Source organism: Pseudonocardia sp. CA-142604 (genome assembly GCF_050948475.1).
GTDB classification, from domain to species: Bacteria; Actinomycetota; Actinomycetes; order Mycobacteriales; family Pseudonocardiaceae; genus Pseudonocardia; species Pseudonocardia alaniniphila.
This window is the reverse complement of the sequence record NZ_CP192045.1, coordinates 4,102,661-4,118,349: the sequence shown is the minus strand read 5'-3', so window position 1 is coordinate 4,118,349 and position 15,689 is coordinate 4,102,661. Positions and strand designations below refer to the sequence as shown.

At 66.8% G+C, this 15,689-nt stretch carries 17 protein-coding genes; 13 read left to right on the top strand and 4 right to left on the bottom strand.

From position 1 onward, the window contains the following. The first annotated feature begins 94 nt into the window (after nucleotides 1-94). The 9 genes from ACQPZQ_RS18760 (at nucleotide 95) to ACQPZQ_RS18720 (ending at nucleotide 8,256) form a co-directional block, all read left to right on the top strand. Nucleotides 95-1,300 (top strand): right-handed parallel beta-helix repeat-containing protein, encoded by a 1,206-nt coding sequence (locus ACQPZQ_RS18760; protein ID WP_433297497.1) that lies wholly within the window; start codon nucleotides 95-97, stop codon nucleotides 1,298-1,300. Nucleotides 1,301-1,552: 252 nt separating this feature from the next. Further along, nucleotides 1,553-2,224 (top strand): GntR family transcriptional regulator, encoded by a 672-nt coding sequence (locus tag ACQPZQ_RS18755; RefSeq protein ID WP_433297494.1) that lies wholly within the window; start codon nucleotides 1,553-1,555, stop codon nucleotides 2,222-2,224. Next, on the top strand, nucleotides 2,221-2,346 hold the full coding sequence (locus ACQPZQ_RS18750) for a hypothetical protein (protein ID WP_433297492.1): 126 nt from the start codon (nucleotides 2,221-2,223) through the stop codon (nucleotides 2,344-2,346). Before ACQPZQ_RS18755 ends, ACQPZQ_RS18750 begins: the two co-directional genes overlap by 4 nt. 11 nt (nucleotides 2,347-2,357) lie before the next feature. Next, nucleotides 2,358-3,185 carry an ABC transporter ATP-binding protein gene (locus tag ACQPZQ_RS18745; protein ID WP_433297490.1) on the top strand — a complete coding sequence of 276 codons (828 nt, stop codon included), beginning with the start codon at nucleotides 2,358-2,360 and terminating at the stop codon, nucleotides 3,183-3,185. After that, nucleotides 3,182-4,039: an ABC transporter permease gene (locus tag ACQPZQ_RS18740; RefSeq protein WP_433297488.1), complete on the top strand. Its 858-nt coding sequence runs from the start codon at nucleotides 3,182-3,184 to the stop codon at nucleotides 4,037-4,039. Before ACQPZQ_RS18745 ends, ACQPZQ_RS18740 begins: the two co-directional genes overlap by 4 nt. Beyond that, the gene (locus ACQPZQ_RS18735; protein WP_433297486.1) at nucleotides 4,036-4,902 is read left to right on the top strand and encodes an ABC transporter permease; all 867 of its coding nucleotides are present in this window, start codon (nucleotides 4,036-4,038) and stop codon (nucleotides 4,900-4,902) included. The genes ACQPZQ_RS18740 and ACQPZQ_RS18735 overlap by 4 nt, the downstream gene beginning before the upstream one ends. A gap of 50 nt (nucleotides 4,903-4,952) precedes the next feature. Beyond that, nucleotides 4,953-5,981 (top strand): ABC transporter substrate-binding protein, encoded by a 1,029-nt coding sequence (locus ACQPZQ_RS18730; RefSeq protein ID WP_433297484.1) that lies wholly within the window; start codon nucleotides 4,953-4,955, stop codon nucleotides 5,979-5,981. Between the two features lie 19 nt (nucleotides 5,982-6,000). Then, entirely contained in the window at nucleotides 6,001-6,780 is a 780-nt protein-coding gene (locus tag ACQPZQ_RS18725; RefSeq protein ID WP_433297482.1) for a fumarylacetoacetate hydrolase family protein, read from the top strand. 12 nt (nucleotides 6,781-6,792) lie between these two features. Next, nucleotides 6,793-8,256: an Nramp family divalent metal transporter gene (locus ACQPZQ_RS18720; protein WP_433297480.1), complete on the top strand. Its 1,464-nt coding sequence runs from the start codon at nucleotides 6,793-6,795 to the stop codon at nucleotides 8,254-8,256. A gap of 328 nt (nucleotides 8,257-8,584) precedes the next feature. Here ACQPZQ_RS18720 and ACQPZQ_RS18715 read toward each other — a convergent pair whose 3' ends face one another. Then, on the bottom strand, nucleotides 8,585-9,193 hold the full coding sequence (locus tag ACQPZQ_RS18715; protein ID WP_433297478.1) for a TetR/AcrR family transcriptional regulator: 609 nt from the start codon (nucleotides 9,191-9,193) through the stop codon (nucleotides 8,585-8,587). 169 nt (nucleotides 9,194-9,362) lie between these two features. Between ACQPZQ_RS18715 and ACQPZQ_RS18710 the strand changes: the two genes are divergently transcribed. Continuing rightward, complete coding sequence (locus ACQPZQ_RS18710) at nucleotides 9,363-10,076, top strand: SDR family NAD(P)-dependent oxidoreductase (protein ID WP_433297476.1); 714 nt, start codon at nucleotides 9,363-9,365, stop codon at nucleotides 10,074-10,076. 51 nt (nucleotides 10,077-10,127) lie between these two features. Here ACQPZQ_RS18710 and ACQPZQ_RS18705 read toward each other — a convergent pair whose 3' ends face one another. Both ACQPZQ_RS18705 and ACQPZQ_RS18700 read right to left on the bottom strand, forming a co-directional pair. Next, the gene (locus ACQPZQ_RS18705; RefSeq protein WP_433297474.1) at nucleotides 10,128-10,940 is read right to left on the bottom strand and encodes an anti-sigma factor domain-containing protein; all 813 of its coding nucleotides are present in this window, start codon (nucleotides 10,938-10,940) and stop codon (nucleotides 10,128-10,130) included. 38 nt (nucleotides 10,941-10,978) lie between these two features. Beyond that, nucleotides 10,979-11,653: an RNA polymerase sigma factor gene (locus ACQPZQ_RS18700; protein ID WP_433297472.1), complete on the bottom strand. Its 675-nt coding sequence runs from the start codon at nucleotides 11,651-11,653 to the stop codon at nucleotides 10,979-10,981. A 547-nt stretch (nucleotides 11,654-12,200) separates the two neighbouring features. Between ACQPZQ_RS18700 and ACQPZQ_RS18695 the strand changes: the two genes are divergently transcribed. After that, entirely contained in the window at nucleotides 12,201-13,151 is a 951-nt protein-coding gene (locus tag ACQPZQ_RS18695) for a ferritin-like domain-containing protein (protein WP_433297470.1), read from the top strand. A 136-nt stretch (nucleotides 13,152-13,287) separates the two neighbouring features. Then, the gene (locus ACQPZQ_RS18690) at nucleotides 13,288-13,461 is read left to right on the top strand and encodes a twin-arginine translocase TatA/TatE family subunit (protein ID WP_433297468.1); all 174 of its coding nucleotides are present in this window, start codon (nucleotides 13,288-13,290) and stop codon (nucleotides 13,459-13,461) included. A 207-nt stretch (nucleotides 13,462-13,668) separates the two neighbouring features. Here the strand turns inward: ACQPZQ_RS18690 and ACQPZQ_RS18685 are convergent, their stop codons facing one another. Beyond that, nucleotides 13,669-14,589: a LysR family transcriptional regulator gene (locus ACQPZQ_RS18685; RefSeq protein ID WP_433297466.1), complete on the bottom strand. Its 921-nt coding sequence runs from the start codon at nucleotides 14,587-14,589 to the stop codon at nucleotides 13,669-13,671. 104 nt (nucleotides 14,590-14,693) lie between these two features. Here ACQPZQ_RS18685 and ACQPZQ_RS18680 point away from each other — a divergent pair, with 104 nt between their 5' ends. Beyond that, complete coding sequence (locus ACQPZQ_RS18680; protein WP_433297464.1) at nucleotides 14,694-15,680, top strand: hydroxyacid dehydrogenase; 987 nt, start codon at nucleotides 14,694-14,696, stop codon at nucleotides 15,678-15,680. The last annotated feature ends 9 nt before the right edge of the window (nucleotides 15,681-15,689 follow it).

Below are 15,689 nucleotides of genomic sequence, written 5' to 3'. Positions count from 1 at the left end.
CTCGGCGAGCCCCGCCGAGAACGCTGTGCACGCTGCACCGCGCCCACGGTTGTGCGGTTCGCCACGTGATCTGTTAATAGACCACACCACCTGCTTGGCTCGACTCGCCAGCACCGGGGGGGTGGGCATGAGAGCGACTGCTCTCGCGCTGGGCGCCGCCATTCTGGCGAGCGCCCTCACGGCAACGCCGGGAGGCCACGCCTCTGTCGTGATGCAGACCGTGTATGTGTCGACGACGGCCACCGACAATGCGGCCGGCCGCAACTGCTCCAGCGCTGCCTACGATTCCATCAACAAAGGAGTCGCGGCCGTTGCGGCCGGGGGCCGCGTCGTCGTCTGCGACGGCACCTACCACGAGGGCGTAGCAGTACAAAAGCCGCTGACGATCATCGGTCGCGGGAATGCCACGATCGACGCCACCAACATGATCAACGGCATCACGGTTACCGCATCCGACGTCACGCTCACCGGTCTCATCGTGAGAAATGCGATCGGCGAGGGCATCCTCGTGCAGAACGCGGACCGTGCCGAGATCGCGGACAACGTCGTGGCCAGCAACAACACTGGCCTGCGGCTGACGGATCCGGTACCGAACGACTATCCACCGTGCCACCTGCCGGTCGGTCCGGACTGCGGAGAGAGCATCCATCTGCTGGGCAGCTCGCATGCCATCGTCCGGGGCAACATCATCACCGACGGCACCGGAGGGGTGCTCCTCTCGGACGAGACCGGGCCGACGGCGCACAACCGGATCGTGGGCAATATCGTCGCCGACAACACCACTTCATGTGGCGTCACCCTGGCCGGCCATAACGAGCACGGGGCTCCGGGCGGAGTGCCCGACCCCCGAGTCGCCGGAGTGTTCGACAACATCATCGAGCACAACGCGATTTTCCGGAACGGACTACAGGGGAAAACCGGAGGCGCCGGGGTACAGATGGCCACTCCGGTGCACGGCGGAGCCGTCTATCGGAACATCGTCTCGCAGAACATCATCGACCACAACGGACACCCGGGCGTCACCTTGCACAGTCACGAGACCGGCCAGTACATGAACGGCAACTCGGTCACGCGAAACCGAATCGGCAGTAACAACGTCAACGGTGACGCGGACTTCACCGCCAAGGACCCCTCGCGGACCGGGATCTTCATCGGCACGGTCGACTCGATGTCCATCGAGGTCAAGGACAACGCCGTCAACCGCGATCAGTACGGGATCTTCACTTCCGGCCCGGTCACAGTGGACGGCGAGCACCAGAACTCGTTCTCGAACGTGGTCGTGGCAGTGTCGCAGAACTGATCGATCAGGCCGACGCGCCTGGCTGCCGGGGCCACTCTCGTGATCGCCCGCGAGTAGCCCGCGACATCCGGCCCCGGCGGGTCGCCGGTAGGCCTCACCGGGGTGGCAGACACGCCACCGGCGCATCGGGGCCGTCCGACCTGGTCCGAGCATCGCGGGCGCATCGGGGAGAACGGCGTGTGAAGATCCCTTGAGCGGCCGGATCATATCAGATATGTTGCAGGTGACTCGGATCACAGGGGGAACCGCAACGTGTCCGACCTGAAGTCACAGACCATCTATCGCGCGCTGCGCGAGCGGATCCTGCGAAACGAGCTCATCGCCGGCACCCGGCTGGTGCTCCGCGAGCTGGCGAATCAGTACAAGGCCAGCGACATCCCCGTCCGAGAGGCGCTGCGGATGCTCGAGCGTGACGGGTTGGTCGAAATGGTCCCCTACCGCGGTGCGCGGGTAACCACGCTCACCCGGCGTGAGATCGAGGAGACCTACTTCATCCGCGGTCATCTGGAGAGCATCGCCACCGGCCTGGCCGCCGAACGGATCAGCCAGGCCGAGCTCGATGCACTCGACGCGTTGATGGTGCAGATGCGCGCTGCGGTCGAGGCACAAGACGGACCACATTTCTCCGACCTCAATCGCGAGTTCCACGCGACCATCGTCGCCGCCTGCGGCAACGAGATGCTCCGCGAGCTCACCATGGACATCTGGCAACGCCACTCCGGTTTTCAGCGAGTGTTCCGGATGGTTCCCGGACACCTGGCTCGTTCCCAGTCCGAGCACGAGGGAATCATGGCGGCTCTGCACGCACGGGACTCCAATCGGGCGGCGAAGCTCGCGCTGTGGCACAAACGCTCGGTAGGCGAAACCGTCAGCACGCTCGTCGACGAGACGCCCGACCAGCCGGGCGCCGAGGTCACAGCATGACGATCGACGACCGGCCCCGCCCCCGGCAGCAGGCCGGCAATCCCCTCCCCCAGATCGGCATCCCCACAATCCCCGTACCGCACATCGACCTCACGTCCTACGGCGCTCGATCCAGCACCTGACGAGGAGTTCCATGCAGACCGCAGAGTCGCGGACCGAGATGACGAGCGCTGTTCGCTTCGACCACGTCTACAAGGCGTTCGTCGGCCGGGGGCGCGGGAGTGATGCGGTGCTGGCCTTGCAGGACGTCACGTTCGATGCGAAGCCGGGTGAGTTCATCAGCCTGGTCGGGCCGTCCGGCTGCGGAAAATCCACCTGCCTCAACCTTCTGGCCGGACTGTCGAGTCCGTCCGACGGCACGGTCGCGCACCACGGCTCCCCGGTGCGCGGCATCAACACCTCGGTCGGCTACATCACCCAGGACGACAATCTGCTGCCATGGCGCTCGTTGCGGGGCAATGTCGAACTGAGCCTCGAACTGCAGGGCGTCGAACGCCACGAACGACGCAAACGCGCCGATGACTTCATCCGCCTCGTCGGGCTGACCGGATTCGAGGACCATTACCCGCACGAACTGTCCGGCGGGATGCGCAAGCGCGCCGGAATCATCCGCACCTTGGTCTACGAGAGCGCCGTCGTCCTGATGGACGAGCCCTTCGGCCCGCTCGACGCGCAGACCCGGGTGATCCTGCAGGCAGAGCTTCTCAAGCTGTGGGAGCGTTCTCGCCCGACCGTACTGTTCGTGACGCACGACCTCGTCGAGGCGATTGCGCTGAGCGATCGAATCCTGGTGTTCACCAGTAGTCCGGGCACCATCAAGCGCGACTATCGCGTCGACCTGCCTCGCCCTCGCGACCCGTTCCGAATCCACGAGACACCGGGCTTCAGCGAGTTGCACGATGCGTTGTGGGCCGACATCCGCGTGGAAATCGAGAACTCCCGTGGACGGGGCGCGACGTGAGCATCGAGGTCGCACCCACGGAACGCGCTGCGGATCGCGGCAGGGAGGTCTTGGCCGAAGCAGCCGAAGCCGAGCACCGCCGACGGCACCGTGAGCGCGTCCACCTGTGGCTCGGCACGACCGGTCTCGGCATCGCGATCCTGCTGTTTTGGCAGTTCGGCATCCAGTACCTGGTCAATCCGCGTTATGTGAGCGATCCGGTCTCGATCGCCGCGAGGATCGGTGAACTGCTCGCCGACGGCGAGATCATCGAACACCTCACGGTCACCCTCACCGAGGCGGGGCTCGGCTTCCTGGTCGGCGCCGCACTCGGCCTGCTGAGTGCATTCGCTCTCGCCCAGACGCGGCGCGGGTACGAGGTGTTCGAACCCTTCCTCATCGGCTTCTACTCGATCCCGAAGATCGCTCTGGCGCCGTTGTTCATCCTGTGGTTCGGGCTCGGCTACACGCCGAAGCTCATCATGGCCGCCCTGCTCGTCTACTTCATCGTCTTCGTCAACTCGGTCACCGGGATCCGCGAGGTGAGTCCTGGTCTGCTCCAGGTCTGCCGGGTATTCGGAGCGAGCAGGCGTGACCTCCTGCTCAAGATCGTTCTGCCTTCCGCGGCGCCTGCCGTTGTGGCCAGTATCAGGATCACCTTCACCAGGGCCATCGAGGGCGCGGTGCTCTCCGAGTTCGTGGCCTCGACGCAGGGGCTGGGATACCTGGTCGCACGCGCTTCCCGCGCATTCGACATCGAGACGGTCTTCGCCGGCATCCTGATCATCGCGGCGGTGGTGATGGCCGCCAACGGGTTGCTGCGACTGTGCGAGACCCGGCTCATGCCGTGGCAGACCGACAGGGTGCACGGATGAACGCGCCGGCCCACGACACCGTCAGCTCCACGGGCGCCGCGGTACTCGCGAGGGCGCGGCTCGGTCACCTGGCTGCTCGCCGCAGCCATCGGCGGTTCCTCACGACGGCGCGCCTGGGAATCGTCGTCGTCGCGCTGATCGGGTGGGAACTCGCGTCGGGCACACTGATCCGGCCGTTCTACATCAGCTCTCCATCGGCGGTGGCACAGACGCTGGCCGAGCTCGCGTGGAGCGGTGAGCTCTGGTACCACGCCCAGTTCACGGTGACAGCAGCGTTCGTCGGCTATCTGCTCGGTGCTGTCGCGGGAGTCGGGGTCGCCTGGCCGCTGGGGATGGTGCGACTCGCTTACCGCATCGTCGAGCCGTACTTCCTCGTGGCCTACTCCGTGCCTGCGGTCGCCATGGGCCCGGTGTTCATCCTCTGGTTCGGGATCGGCATGACGCCGAAGATCCTCATCGCCGCATACTTCGTCTTCTTCATCGTCTTCATCAACACCGTCGCCGGATTTCAGCAGGTCCCACAGGGGCTGCTCGATGTCACACGGGTGATGGGTGCGTCCAGCCGGGACCAGTTCCGGAAGGTCATGCTGCCGAGCGCCACCCCGTTCATCCTCGCCGCCCTGCGGATCACGCTGCCTGCCGCGATGATCGGTGCCGTGACCGGCGAGTTCATCTCATCGAACCGAGGGCTCGGCTACCTCACGCGGGAGGCCGCATCGGTCTTCTCGACCGCGGGCGTGATCGCCGGAGTGCTCTCGCTCAGCGCGATCGTGTTGCTGATGAATCTCATGTTGCGCCCGCTGCGCAACGCGCTGCGCTGGCAACACGCGATCGACGTGCCTCCCCTCGCCGGAGGCCGATGAAGCCGTTCTCATGCGCGACCGGTGTCCGATCCAGCCATGAGGGAGAGACCATGAGAGGACTACGGCAGTCCGCGATCTTGGGCGCACTGGCGTTGCTGATACCGGTCGCGGCCTGCGGGGGTGATTCCAGCTCGGGTGGTCTCACGAAGATCACGGTCACCTCGCTGCCGAGCGCGTTTCTCGCCTCGCTGTACGTCGCCGACAAGCAGGGCATATTCGAGCGCGAGGGGCTCGACGTCGACATCGTCGAGCTGCAGAGCGGCGCGGACGGCGTGGCGGCCGTGGTATCGGGCAGCGCCCAGTACGCCGACATCGGCTTCGACGATCTCACCACGCTCGCGGCCGAAGGCGAGGAAAGCCTCGTCATGGTGCACAACCTCGTCGGACGGGTCACCTTCGCGCTGGTGATGAATCCGGATGTGGCGCGGGAGCGCGGAGTCAGCCGGGAGTCCAGCATCGAGGAGCGCTATGCAGCGCTCAAGGGCCTACGGCTCGGCGTGACCTCGCCGGGCGCGGCGACAGACAAATACATGCGCTATTACCTGCGGCAGGCCGGCCTCGATCCCGAGAGGGATGCAGAGATCATCGCGATCGGCGACGGCGCCTCGCTGCTCGCCGCACTGGAGACCGGCCAGATCGACGCCTACCAACTCTCCCCGCCGACGCCGTACGTCGCGCAGGCGGAAGGGTTCGGCACCGTCCTCATCGACGGCGCCGCGGGCGACGTGCCGCTGTTCTCCAATTTCGTCTACACCGGATTCGCCACCAACCGGCAGTGGGCGGAGGACAATCCGGAGCCGGCACGCGCATTCAGCCGCGCACTGAACACAGCCATGGCGCAGGTAACGGCCGACCCGAACGCCGCGGCCGCGGAGATCGTCGACCGGATGTCGGCCGGTGACGTCGGGATCATTCAGCAGACGCTCGCCGCGCTGATGCCTGCGCTCTCCCAGAACGGCTGTTTCGACGCCGGCGCCGTGCAGACCACTCTCGCCACGATGCACGACGTCGAGATCACGCCCAGCGCGGGTGATCCGGCCGAGGGTGTGCTGTGGACCAACACCTACAACGACTGCTGACCGAGCGAAAGGAAACCCCGTGAAAATCGTTCGCTATCAGACGACCGGCCCCCCATCGTGGGGCGTTCTCTCCGACGGCGTCGTTCTCGCCGCCGAGGGAACGCCCTTCGTCGACCTGCGCTCAACCGGACGGCAGGTCGGGACGATCGACGAGGTCACGCTGCTGGCTCCGGTCACTCCCCGCACCGTGCTCTGCGTCGGGCGCAACTACCGGTCCCATGCCGAGGAATTCGGCAACAAGGTGCCCGACGAGCCCCTGCTCTTCCTCAAGCCACCGGCGTCCGTGGTCGGGCCCGGCCATGAGGTGGTGTATCCCCGTATCTCCGGACGGCTTGATCCCGAGGCGGAGTTGGTGCTCGTGATCGGAAAGCAGGCCCGATCCGTTGCGGCAGACGATGCCTGGGACGTCATCGGCGGCTACACCTGCGGCAACGACATCACCGCCCGCGACATCCAGAAGTCCGACGGCCAGTGGACGCGAGGCAAGGGCTTCGACACCTTCTGCCCGATCGGGCCGTGGGTGGAGACCGAGTACGACCCCACGGACGTCCGAGTGTCCTGCATCGTCGACGGTGAACGCCGCCAGGACGGCCGCACAAAGGACCTCATCTTCCCGATCCCATTCCTCATCGAGTACATCACGCGGTTCACCACACTCGAACCGGGCGACGTCATTCTCAGTGGGACGCCCGAAGGCGTCCGGCCGGTACAACCCGGCAACACGATCACGGTCGAGGTCGAAGGCCTCGGAGCACTCTCCAACCGGGTAGTGGCCGAGGTGGCCGCGCAGAGCGCATAGAGGAGTTGACGCATGGCCGAGTCCGTCGAGTCGAGCACACTTGCCACCGAACTGCCCAGCAAGTACCTCCCCGCGGTGCGTTATCGCGACTTGCCCGAGCCGCGCAACCTGCGGAGATATATGGGAGCCAGCATCATCCTCACCGCGACGGCGCTCGGGTCCGGGGAGTTGGTGCTCTGGCCCTACATCACCACACAGGTGGGCCTGGGGATCGTCTGGCTCGCGGTGGTGGGCATCACGATGCAGTTCTTCCTCAACATGGAGATCGAGCGCTACACCCTGATCACGGGCGAAACAGCTGTCACGGGATTCTCCCGGATGTGGCTGCCCTGGGGAATCGTCTTCGTGCTGGGTGCGATCCTGCCGAACACCTGGCCCGGTTGGGCCTCCAGCGGGGCCACCGTTTTCACGTTCATCTTCAACCTCAGCGAGTCGGCCGTCCCGCTGATCGCCACCATCTTCCTCATCTCCATCGGCCTGGCGGTGACCGTCTCGCCGGTCATCTACCAGACACTCGAGAAGGTCGAGGGTGTCATGATCGCCCTCATCCTGGTCTTCGTCGTCACGGCGATAGCCGTGGCCACCACGGGTGACGCCTGGGCGCAGGTCGTCACCGACATCCCCGACGTCACCGGGAACCTGTCGGCCGTCGTCGCTCAGCTGGGCGCCGCGTCGCTGTTCGGCGCGATCGTCTTCGCAGGCGCGGGCGGTGCGAACAACCTCGTGCAGAGCAACTACATCAGGGACAAGGGCATGGGGATGGGGATCAACATCCCCAACATCGTCTCCCCGGTCACCGGCCAGGAGGTCGCGGCTCCTTCGCTCGGATACATGGTGCCCACCACGAAGGAGAACGAACGCCGCTGGCGGGAATGGTGGCGCATCGCGAACTGGGAACAGCTCATCACGTTCTGGTTCATCGGGGCGCTGCTGCTGGTCTCCCTCTCCGTCCTCGTCGTCTCGACGATCGGCACGAACACGGACCTCGAGGAAGGACTGTCGTTCCTCCAGGCGGAAGGCCGCGCACTGGGAGACCTCATCGGCCCCTGGTTCACCACAGCCTTCTACGTCGCCGGCTTCCTGATGCTCTTCTCCACCAACATCGGCGTCATCGACTACGTGAGCAGGCTCGCGGGCGACTCGCTGAAGGTGACCTTCCTGAAGGACAGCACCTTCTGGAGCGAGAGCAAGATCTACATCACGGTGGTGTGGGTCATGATCATCGCGGGTTCAGGGATCATCTGGACCGGCATCGAACCGGTCCTGCTCCTCATCATCTCCTCGGCCGGTGGCGGCTTCGTCATGGCGATCTACTCCGTGCTGATCATCATGCTCAACCGCCGGCATCTACCGGAGTTCGCGAAGCTCAAGGGCTGGCGACTGCCCGTGATGATTCTGATCGCCATGTTCTACATCGCCTTCTCGCTGTTCCTGACCTACCAGATGATCACCATGGGACCAGCTTCGGTGGCGTAGCCGACCAGCAGCCCCATCGATTTGCGAGGGAAATATGCAAGGAACCTTCAGACGGCTCTGGCTGACCATCCTGCTCGGTCTCACGGTCTTCGTCGTGCTGATCTCCTTGGCGTACACGCTGGGGCTGCTGACCTGACACCCGCGGCCGGATCCCGGCGCGTGATCGTCGGTTCGGGCCCTACGGCAGGGCGTGGCACGGTTCGTGGTCCCGAACCGGTGATCATGAACCGGGCAGCCAGGCTCGACACGTCGTGTCGGGTGGGTTGGGTGCCGGGCCGGCGGCGTCGGCCCGGCACCCAAGCACGAACGAGCGGCCCCGACCCGCTGGTCAGCCGCGCACCGCAGCCAGGCACTCGTCATACAGATCCATGATGTCGCCCTTGCCGTTCTTCTCGACCCACGTCATCGATGCAGCATCCAGGCATGCGAACGCCGTCGCGATCACCGCCCGGGCCTTCGCGTCCACGCTGCCGGTGACGGCGTCCATTCGCGCCTCGACGAGCGGCAGCAGGTCCTCCTGGAAGCGCAGTCGCTTTTCGAGCCAACCGGCACGCAGCGACGCGGTGTTGTGCAGGAGTCGGAACCGCTCCAAGGCCTGTTCGCGACTGTTGCGCAAGGCCAGTACGGCAGCGACGCCTGCGCGCAGGGCCTCCCAGACACCGACTTCGGCCGGCAGTTCGCCGATCGTGGCTGTCAGCACCTGCCCGAACCGGTCCTGGTTGCCGCCGAGAAGGTCCTCCTTCGTACCGAAATAGCGGAAGAGGGTGCGCTGGGAGACACCGGCCTCTCGGGCGATCTGGGCGATGGTCGTCTCGTCGTAGCCCTGCTCGGTGAACAGGCGCAGAGCCGTATCGAGGATCTCTCGGGACGCCAGCTGCCGCGTCCGGTCCCAGAGCGTGGCCGGTGGACCGCCCGCCGTCTCGGCTTCCTGCTTCATGAGCCCAGGTTAACGCAGCACTGCCAGAGTGACACCAACATGCAGTTTGGCAGTGACTGCCAAACTGACGTACGCTGCCATCCGTGACCGTCGCGGCACACCCTGCTGCCCCACGGACGTAGCCGCTGACCGATCACCCACCTCCCAGAAGCACGCAAAGGAACGCACCATGTCTGCACCCGCAGCGCTGATCACCGGTGGAACCAGCGGCATCGGCAAGGCAACCGCCGAACTGCTCCACTCCCGCGGCTACCGCGTCATGGTCACCGGCGTCAGCAACCTCGCCGGCGCCGGATTTCCCGAAGACGTCACGGTCGTCCGGGCCGACGCACGGTCCCTGCCGGACATCGACCACGCAATGGAGCAGGCGCGCCGGGAATTCGGCTCCCTCGACCTGCTCTTCCTCAACGCGGGCATCTCCCGACCCGGCCCTATCGAGTCAACCGACGAAGCCGCCTTCGATGCCTTGTTCGACATCAACGTCAAGGGCGCCTTCTTCACCCTGCAAAAGGCGCTCACACTCCTCAACGAGGGCGCCTCGGTCGTGTTCACCGTAGGCGCCGGCGAAGGGCTCGGACCCGCCATGACAGCCGCCAAGGGCGCTCTGCTGCCCCTCATGCGGTCCCTCGCGCTCGAGCTCGCCCCCCGCCGCATCCGCGTCAACGCCGTCAGCCCGGGACTGATCGACACCCCTGCCTACGGCAAGATGGGTGTCTCCCGGGAAATGATCGACTCCTGGGCTCAGGACGTCCCGCTCGGACGCGTCGGCGCTCCGGCCGATATCGCCGAGGCCGTGGCCTTTCTCGCCTCGGATGCCGCCGACTACATCACCGGCGACAACCTTGTCGTCTCCGGTGGCATCGGTGTTCACGCGCGCCCCTGACGAGCTGCGGATACATGCGCGCTCGCGGCCGCTCAACCACGAGTGCCTGCGCTAGCTGTGCACCGCTCCGTGGGCCACAAGGGCGGTGGGCGCGGCAGGCACGTCACGGCCCGGCTCGAGCGAGATCGCAAAACTGGAGAAGGACGGCCCGTCGGCGGGACGGTCGATGCCCTGGACGCCGGATCCGGGCGCGGTGACGTCGAAGGAACCAAGGGGACGGGGGTCGCCGGCTCCGAGCCCCCACAGGACATAGATCGTGTCGTTGCGGTCGTTCGGGGGAAGGCCCGTGGTCACCACCGTCCAGTCGGAGGCGGTGACGAGCACGGCCGCGAGGGTTCGGCCTGCGTCGGTGCCGAGCATGGCGTGGCTGGTGCCGGGCCGGTCCAGCTGAGCGACGAGGTCGGCCAGTGACTGCGACTGCGCGATCTGGGCGTCACGTTGCTGCTGCACCTGCGCGGTGTACACGGCAAGGCCTCCGACACCGAACACCACCGCCACCGCGGCAGCGATGGCCACGAGACGCGCGCTCAACCACCGCCGGTGTGGATGCGCTTGCGTACGCAGGATCGGCCGGTCGTTGGCGGGGAACCCGGAATCGGAGGCCATCAGCCCGGCGTGTCGCCCCGTGGCGAGCGTCTTCTCCCGGCCCAGCTGCGGGGTCCGCGCCGCCTGGGCGAGGATGTTGTCGCGCAGGCGGGCCGGCGGGTCGACCGGCTCAACGGACGTCGCCAACTCCCCCATGACGAGTTCGGTCTCCCGCACGATGTCCCGGCAGAAACGGCAGCCCGGCAGGTGGGCCTGCATCGCCTGTTCCTCGTCGGGTTCGAGCGCATTCAGCGCCCAGCCGACGGCCTGATCGTTCATCGGACACGACCGCAGCTCGTTCGCGTCGACCGGGCCGGTCACCGGGCGCCACCGCGCCGGATGCCGGGGGAGGCGTTGCCCGGCACCAGGCCGAGTACGTGGCGCAGCTGCTGCACGCCGCTGACCATCCGCGACTGCACCGTGCCGAGCGGGACGCGTGTCATCGCGGCGACCTCGCGCTGGGTGTAGCCGCCGTAGTAAGTCAGGGCGAGTGCCCGGCGCTGGTCGGCCGGCAGCGCGCCGAGGGCGTTCCGGATCCGTCCTGGTGGGACCGCCCGCGACGCCTCGTGGCCCGCAGCCGGAGCCGGTACGTCCACTCGTTGCCTGCCGCGGTCGCCGATGGGCTCGGTCCGGTGCCGAACTGTGGCTTCCCGGCGCACCGCGTCGACCGACCTGTGATGCACGAGCGTGAGGATCCACGGGCCGAAGCTGCCGCAGTCGGAATCGAAGCGCCGTGGCTCCCGCCAGAAGGCGAGGAACACTTCCTGCACCACCGTCTCGGCCATCCCCTCGTCAACGCAGATGCGCCGGGCGAGCGAGTATGCGCGCCGACAGTAACGGTCATACAACGCGGCGAATGCGGACTCGACACCCGTCACGACCGCCTGCGCGAACTCCTCGTCGGACCGGTCGTCAGCACGCATACCCGGAGCGGCGGCGCCGGCTCGGGCCCGTTGGTCCGGGGCGTCCGGATTGTCGGCGACATCGGCCACCACCGCGATCCTCACATCCGTTTGTTCGGAGCACAGCACTGTTCGGTTCGAACCTGGTGAGAATAACGCCTCAGTGCGCCATCACGTGATGCGCAACCCACCCGATCGAGTGACGTCCAGAAATTGACCTGCATCGAAGGCAGGGCAACTGGCTTCAGCTGCGAGAGCACACTCGAGTTCCGCACGGACTTCGCGTCGAGCCCCCATATGCGAATTTCTCCGCCGCAATCGGCGGCCGCCGATGATGTGCTCGCTCGCCCCGCCCGTACCCCGTCGCAGCCCCACTGCCAGGGCCCGGGAGCCGGGTTGCCCCGAGCCGACCGCGATGACTCGACGGGAGCACGACCAGTCCGAGACCGCGCCCGTCCGGGATGGACGGCACGTCCTTCACCTTTCGCATTCACCCGATCGGATCAGCGCCACTCAGACGATCGACACGTGTGTCAGGTAGCGGCTCTCCGCGCTGTGCACCGATTGCACGGCGGACGTGCCCGATACCCCGGGGTCGGAACTCGACCCAGGGCACCTCTCGCATCGAGGAGAAGCAGTGTTCGAAGGGTTCAATCAAGCATTCGTCAAGAACGCCATCACGCGGAGTTCGGAAAACGCGATCGATCGTCGCCGATTCCTGCGTGCCGCCGGCATTACCGGGGTGGGTGTTGCCGGCCTGGGCGCACTCGGGGTCACCGCGGGCACCGCGTTCGCCGACGAAAGCGCGCAGAAGGGCCCGAGCGACGGCGCCGTGCTGAACTTCGCCCTCAACCTCGAGTACCTCGAGGCCGAGTACTACCTGCGCGGCGTGTTCGGCGAGGGCTTGAAGGACAACCAGATCGACGGTTCCGGTCACCTCGGTGGCGTCACCGGCGGCTACAAAGTCAGGTTCGAGTCGGACCTGGGCAAGCAGTACGCAGAGGAGATCGCCGCCGACGAGCGGGCACACGTCGACTTCCTGCGTGGCGCTCTGGGCAACGCCAAGGTGGCCCGCCCGAAGATCAACCTGACCGATGCCTTCAACGCGGCTGCCATGGCGGCTGGCCTGATCAAGCGAGGTGAGGAGTTCGACCCGTTCGCCAGCGAGAACAACTTCCTGCTCGGCGCGTACGTGTTCGAGGACGTGGGCGTCACCGCTTACAAGGGCGCGTCGCCGCTGATCTCCAACAAGACCTTCCTCGAGGCAGCTGCAGGCATTCTCGCGGTCGAGGCGTATCACGCCGGCATCCTGCGCACCGTCCTGCTGTCCAAGGGCCTGGAGATTCCCGCGGGGGCCGTCTCGGATGCCCGTGACAGCCTCGACGGCAAGAGCGACCTGGACCAGGGCATCGTCGACGACCATGGCCACGTCAACATCGTGCCGACCGACAAGAACGGCATCGCGTTCTCCCGCTCCGCCGGCCAGGTGCTCAACATCGTCTACCTGAACCCGGCGGCGGTGAACGAGGGCGGCTTCTTCCCGAACGGCGTCAACGGCGAGATCAACACCAGCGACGACAACTCCTGACCTACACGCTCCACGGGCGACCCGACGCGGAATCGCAACCGCGCCGGGCCGCCCTCTTCGTCGGTGCCCATCAACGAAAAGGACGCACTGTGCCGAACCTCGGTGGCTGGGACTCGTCATTCTTCTCGGGGTACTCGTGCTGATCTTCGGCACGAAGAAACTGCCTGACATGGCCCGCTCCGTCGGGCAGTCCGCCCGGGTGTTCGCAGGTGAGATGAAGGGCATGGTGGAGCCCACTGACCCGGTGACAGCCCCCGCATCGCCCGCCGGCGTGGCTCCGGGGGCTCGTGCTCACTGCCGCGCGCGATGATCGTTCTGAGATCGGGATCTCCGCCCCCGATAGGGCTGATCGGCCACACTCGCGGCGATCACCGCCATCGACCCCGCCCCAGCCGGCATGCTGGCTCGCCGCATGATCGTTCTGGGATCAGGGTTTCCGCCCCCGCCGGGGCGCGTAGCCCTATCTCGCAGCGATCTTGGCGCGGTGATCGATCCCAGATTCGGGTTCTCGCCCCGGCTAGGGCGAATCGGCCGATTTCGTGCCGATCTTGAAGGTGACATGTGGGTCGCGCCGGAGCGACTCGGCGAGGCGCTGCAAGGCCGGGTTCGGGTTGTCCGGGCTCCAGCAGGCGTGCAGCGTGACGGATCGGGCGTTCGCAGCCACGAGTTCGAGATACCGAACGCCCTCGACCCCCATCGCCGTGATCGAGCGGGGTACGAGCGCGCATCCCAGCCTGGCTCGGACCAGCGCCAGCATCGTGGGCACCTGTGATGCCAGCTGGCTGACGACATAGCGGTCCATACCGATCATCGCGGCGCAGATGTCGTGGAGATAGCGCGAACCTTCCGGGCTGTAGCCGATGTAACCCTCTGCCACGTCGGCGAGCGCGACGGGTTGGTCCCTGGCCGCCAGCGGATGTCCGGCCGGCACGGCGAGCACCAGGTCCTCCGAGTGCACCAGTACCGACTCGAACTGCTCGGGAATCGGCGGACGCACCAGGCCGAGATCGATGTCCATACCCGCGAGCCCGTCGAACTGGTCGGGGCTGACCAGCTCGGTGAGTTCGATGCTCGCGGCCGGGATGCGCTCGTTCACGGTGAACAGGAAGTCGGCCAGCACCGCGTACGCACCGATGGCGGTGAACGCGAGCCGCAGGGTGCCGGTCTGGCCGTCGGCTGCGCGGCGGGTGGCGACGGGCGCCACGTCGATCAGCGCGAGCACGCGGCGGCAGTGCTCCAGGAAGACCTCGCCTGCCGCGGTGAGCCGGACTCCCCTGCCCGAGCGGTCGAACAGGCTCACGCCCAGCGCCGCCTCCAACGCCTGGACCTGTCTGCTCAGCGGTGGCTGGGTCAGGTTGAGCCGTCGCGCGGCCCGGCCGAAGTGCTGCTCCTCCGCCACCGCGACGAATCCGCGAAGTTGGTGCAGGGAGAAATCCATACCTCTGACGGTATCGGTCGATACGAAATCGGGTTTGGACGCGCATCGCGGTAAGCCCTTACCGTCACTCTACGTCACTCACGAACCCGTTTGGGGGAGCCAGGTTGTCCAGACTCACCGTCGCCATGACGCCGCAGCGCGCCGCAGACGTGTGCGACATCGAGACCCGCCGCCTGCTCGACGATCGCTTCGAGGTGACGTGGGCAGGTCCGGAGCTGGACGCCGGGAAGCTGGCCGATCTCGTTGCGGGCAGCGACGTGGTGCTGACCAGTTGGGGCACCCCGCCGCTGGACGCGGCGATATGGGCCGACGGCCACGGCCCCTCCGCGGTGGCCCACGCGGCGGGCTCGGTGAAGAAGCTGGTGGACCCGGTGGTCTTCGACCACGGCGTGGCGGTCTTCTCCGCGGGTGGACGGATCGCGCTGTCCGTGGGCGAGTACTGCCTCGCCGCGATGCTCACCATGGCCCGGCGGCTGCCGCCGTTCCACACGACCATGCAAGCCGGCGACTGGAAGCCCGGCCACCTGCGCGGGCACGAGATCAGCGGCCGCTCGGTGGGCATCCTCGGCGCGAGCTCCACGGCCAGAGCGCTGATCACTCTGCTGAAGCCGTTCGGCTGCGACGTCGTGGTGTACGACCCGTATCTGGACGCGGACCGGGCCGCCGCGCTCGGCGTTCGCAGTGCCGGGCTGGAGGAGACGCTGCAGTGCTCCTTCGTGTCGATCCACGTGCCCGACGTCCCGGAGACGCGCGGCCTGGTCAGCCGCAAGCTGATCGACCAGCTTCCCGACAACACGATCGTGGTCAACTCCTCGCGGGGCCCGGCGATCGACCAGGAGGCCCTGCTCGAACAGGTCGTGGCCGGCAGGCTGTTCGCGGCGCTGGACGTCTACGACCCCGAGCCGCCCCGCCTCGCCGCCGATGTCCTGGCCGCCCCGAACCTGTTGCTGACCCCCCACATCGCGGGCGACACCGTGGAAGGGCATCTGGCGCTGGCCGGCTACGTGATGGCCGACGTCATTCGGTGGCTCGACGGCGGTGTGCGCGGGCCGAGCTTCGTCGATCCCGCTCTCTGGTCCATCGCCGCCTGATCACCCCGG

Excerpts from the sequence above, each read along its gene's own strand:
- ACQPZQ_RS18685 (WP_433297466.1), bottom strand. The coding sequence starts at position 14,589 with ATGGATTTCTCCCTGCACCAACTTCGCGGATTCGTCGCGGTGGCGGAG.
- ACQPZQ_RS18750 (WP_433297492.1), top strand. The coding sequence starts at position 2,221 with ATGACGATCGACGACCGGCCCCGCCCCCGGCAGCAGGCCGGCAATCCC.
- ACQPZQ_RS18735 (WP_433297486.1), top strand. The coding sequence starts at position 4,036 with ATGAACGCGCCGGCCCACGACACCGTCAGCTCCACGGGCGCCGCGGTA.
- ACQPZQ_RS18730 (WP_433297484.1), top strand. The coding sequence starts at position 4,953 with ATGAGAGGACTACGGCAGTCCGCGATCTTGGGCGCACTGGCGTTGCTG.
- ACQPZQ_RS18720 (WP_433297480.1), top strand. The coding sequence starts at position 6,793 with ATGGCCGAGTCCGTCGAGTCGAGCACACTTGCCACCGAACTGCCCAGC.
- ACQPZQ_RS18705 (WP_433297474.1), bottom strand. The coding sequence starts at position 10,940 with ATGAACGATCAGGCCGTCGGCTGGGCGCTGAATGCGCTCGAACCCGAC.
- ACQPZQ_RS18710 (WP_433297476.1), top strand. The coding sequence starts at position 9,363 with ATGTCTGCACCCGCAGCGCTGATCACCGGTGGAACCAGCGGCATCGGC.
- ACQPZQ_RS18745 (WP_433297490.1), top strand. The coding sequence starts at position 2,358 with ATGCAGACCGCAGAGTCGCGGACCGAGATGACGAGCGCTGTTCGCTTC.
- ACQPZQ_RS18715 (WP_433297478.1), bottom strand. The coding sequence starts at position 9,193 with ATGAAGCAGGAAGCCGAGACGGCGGGCGGTCCACCGGCCACGCTCTGG.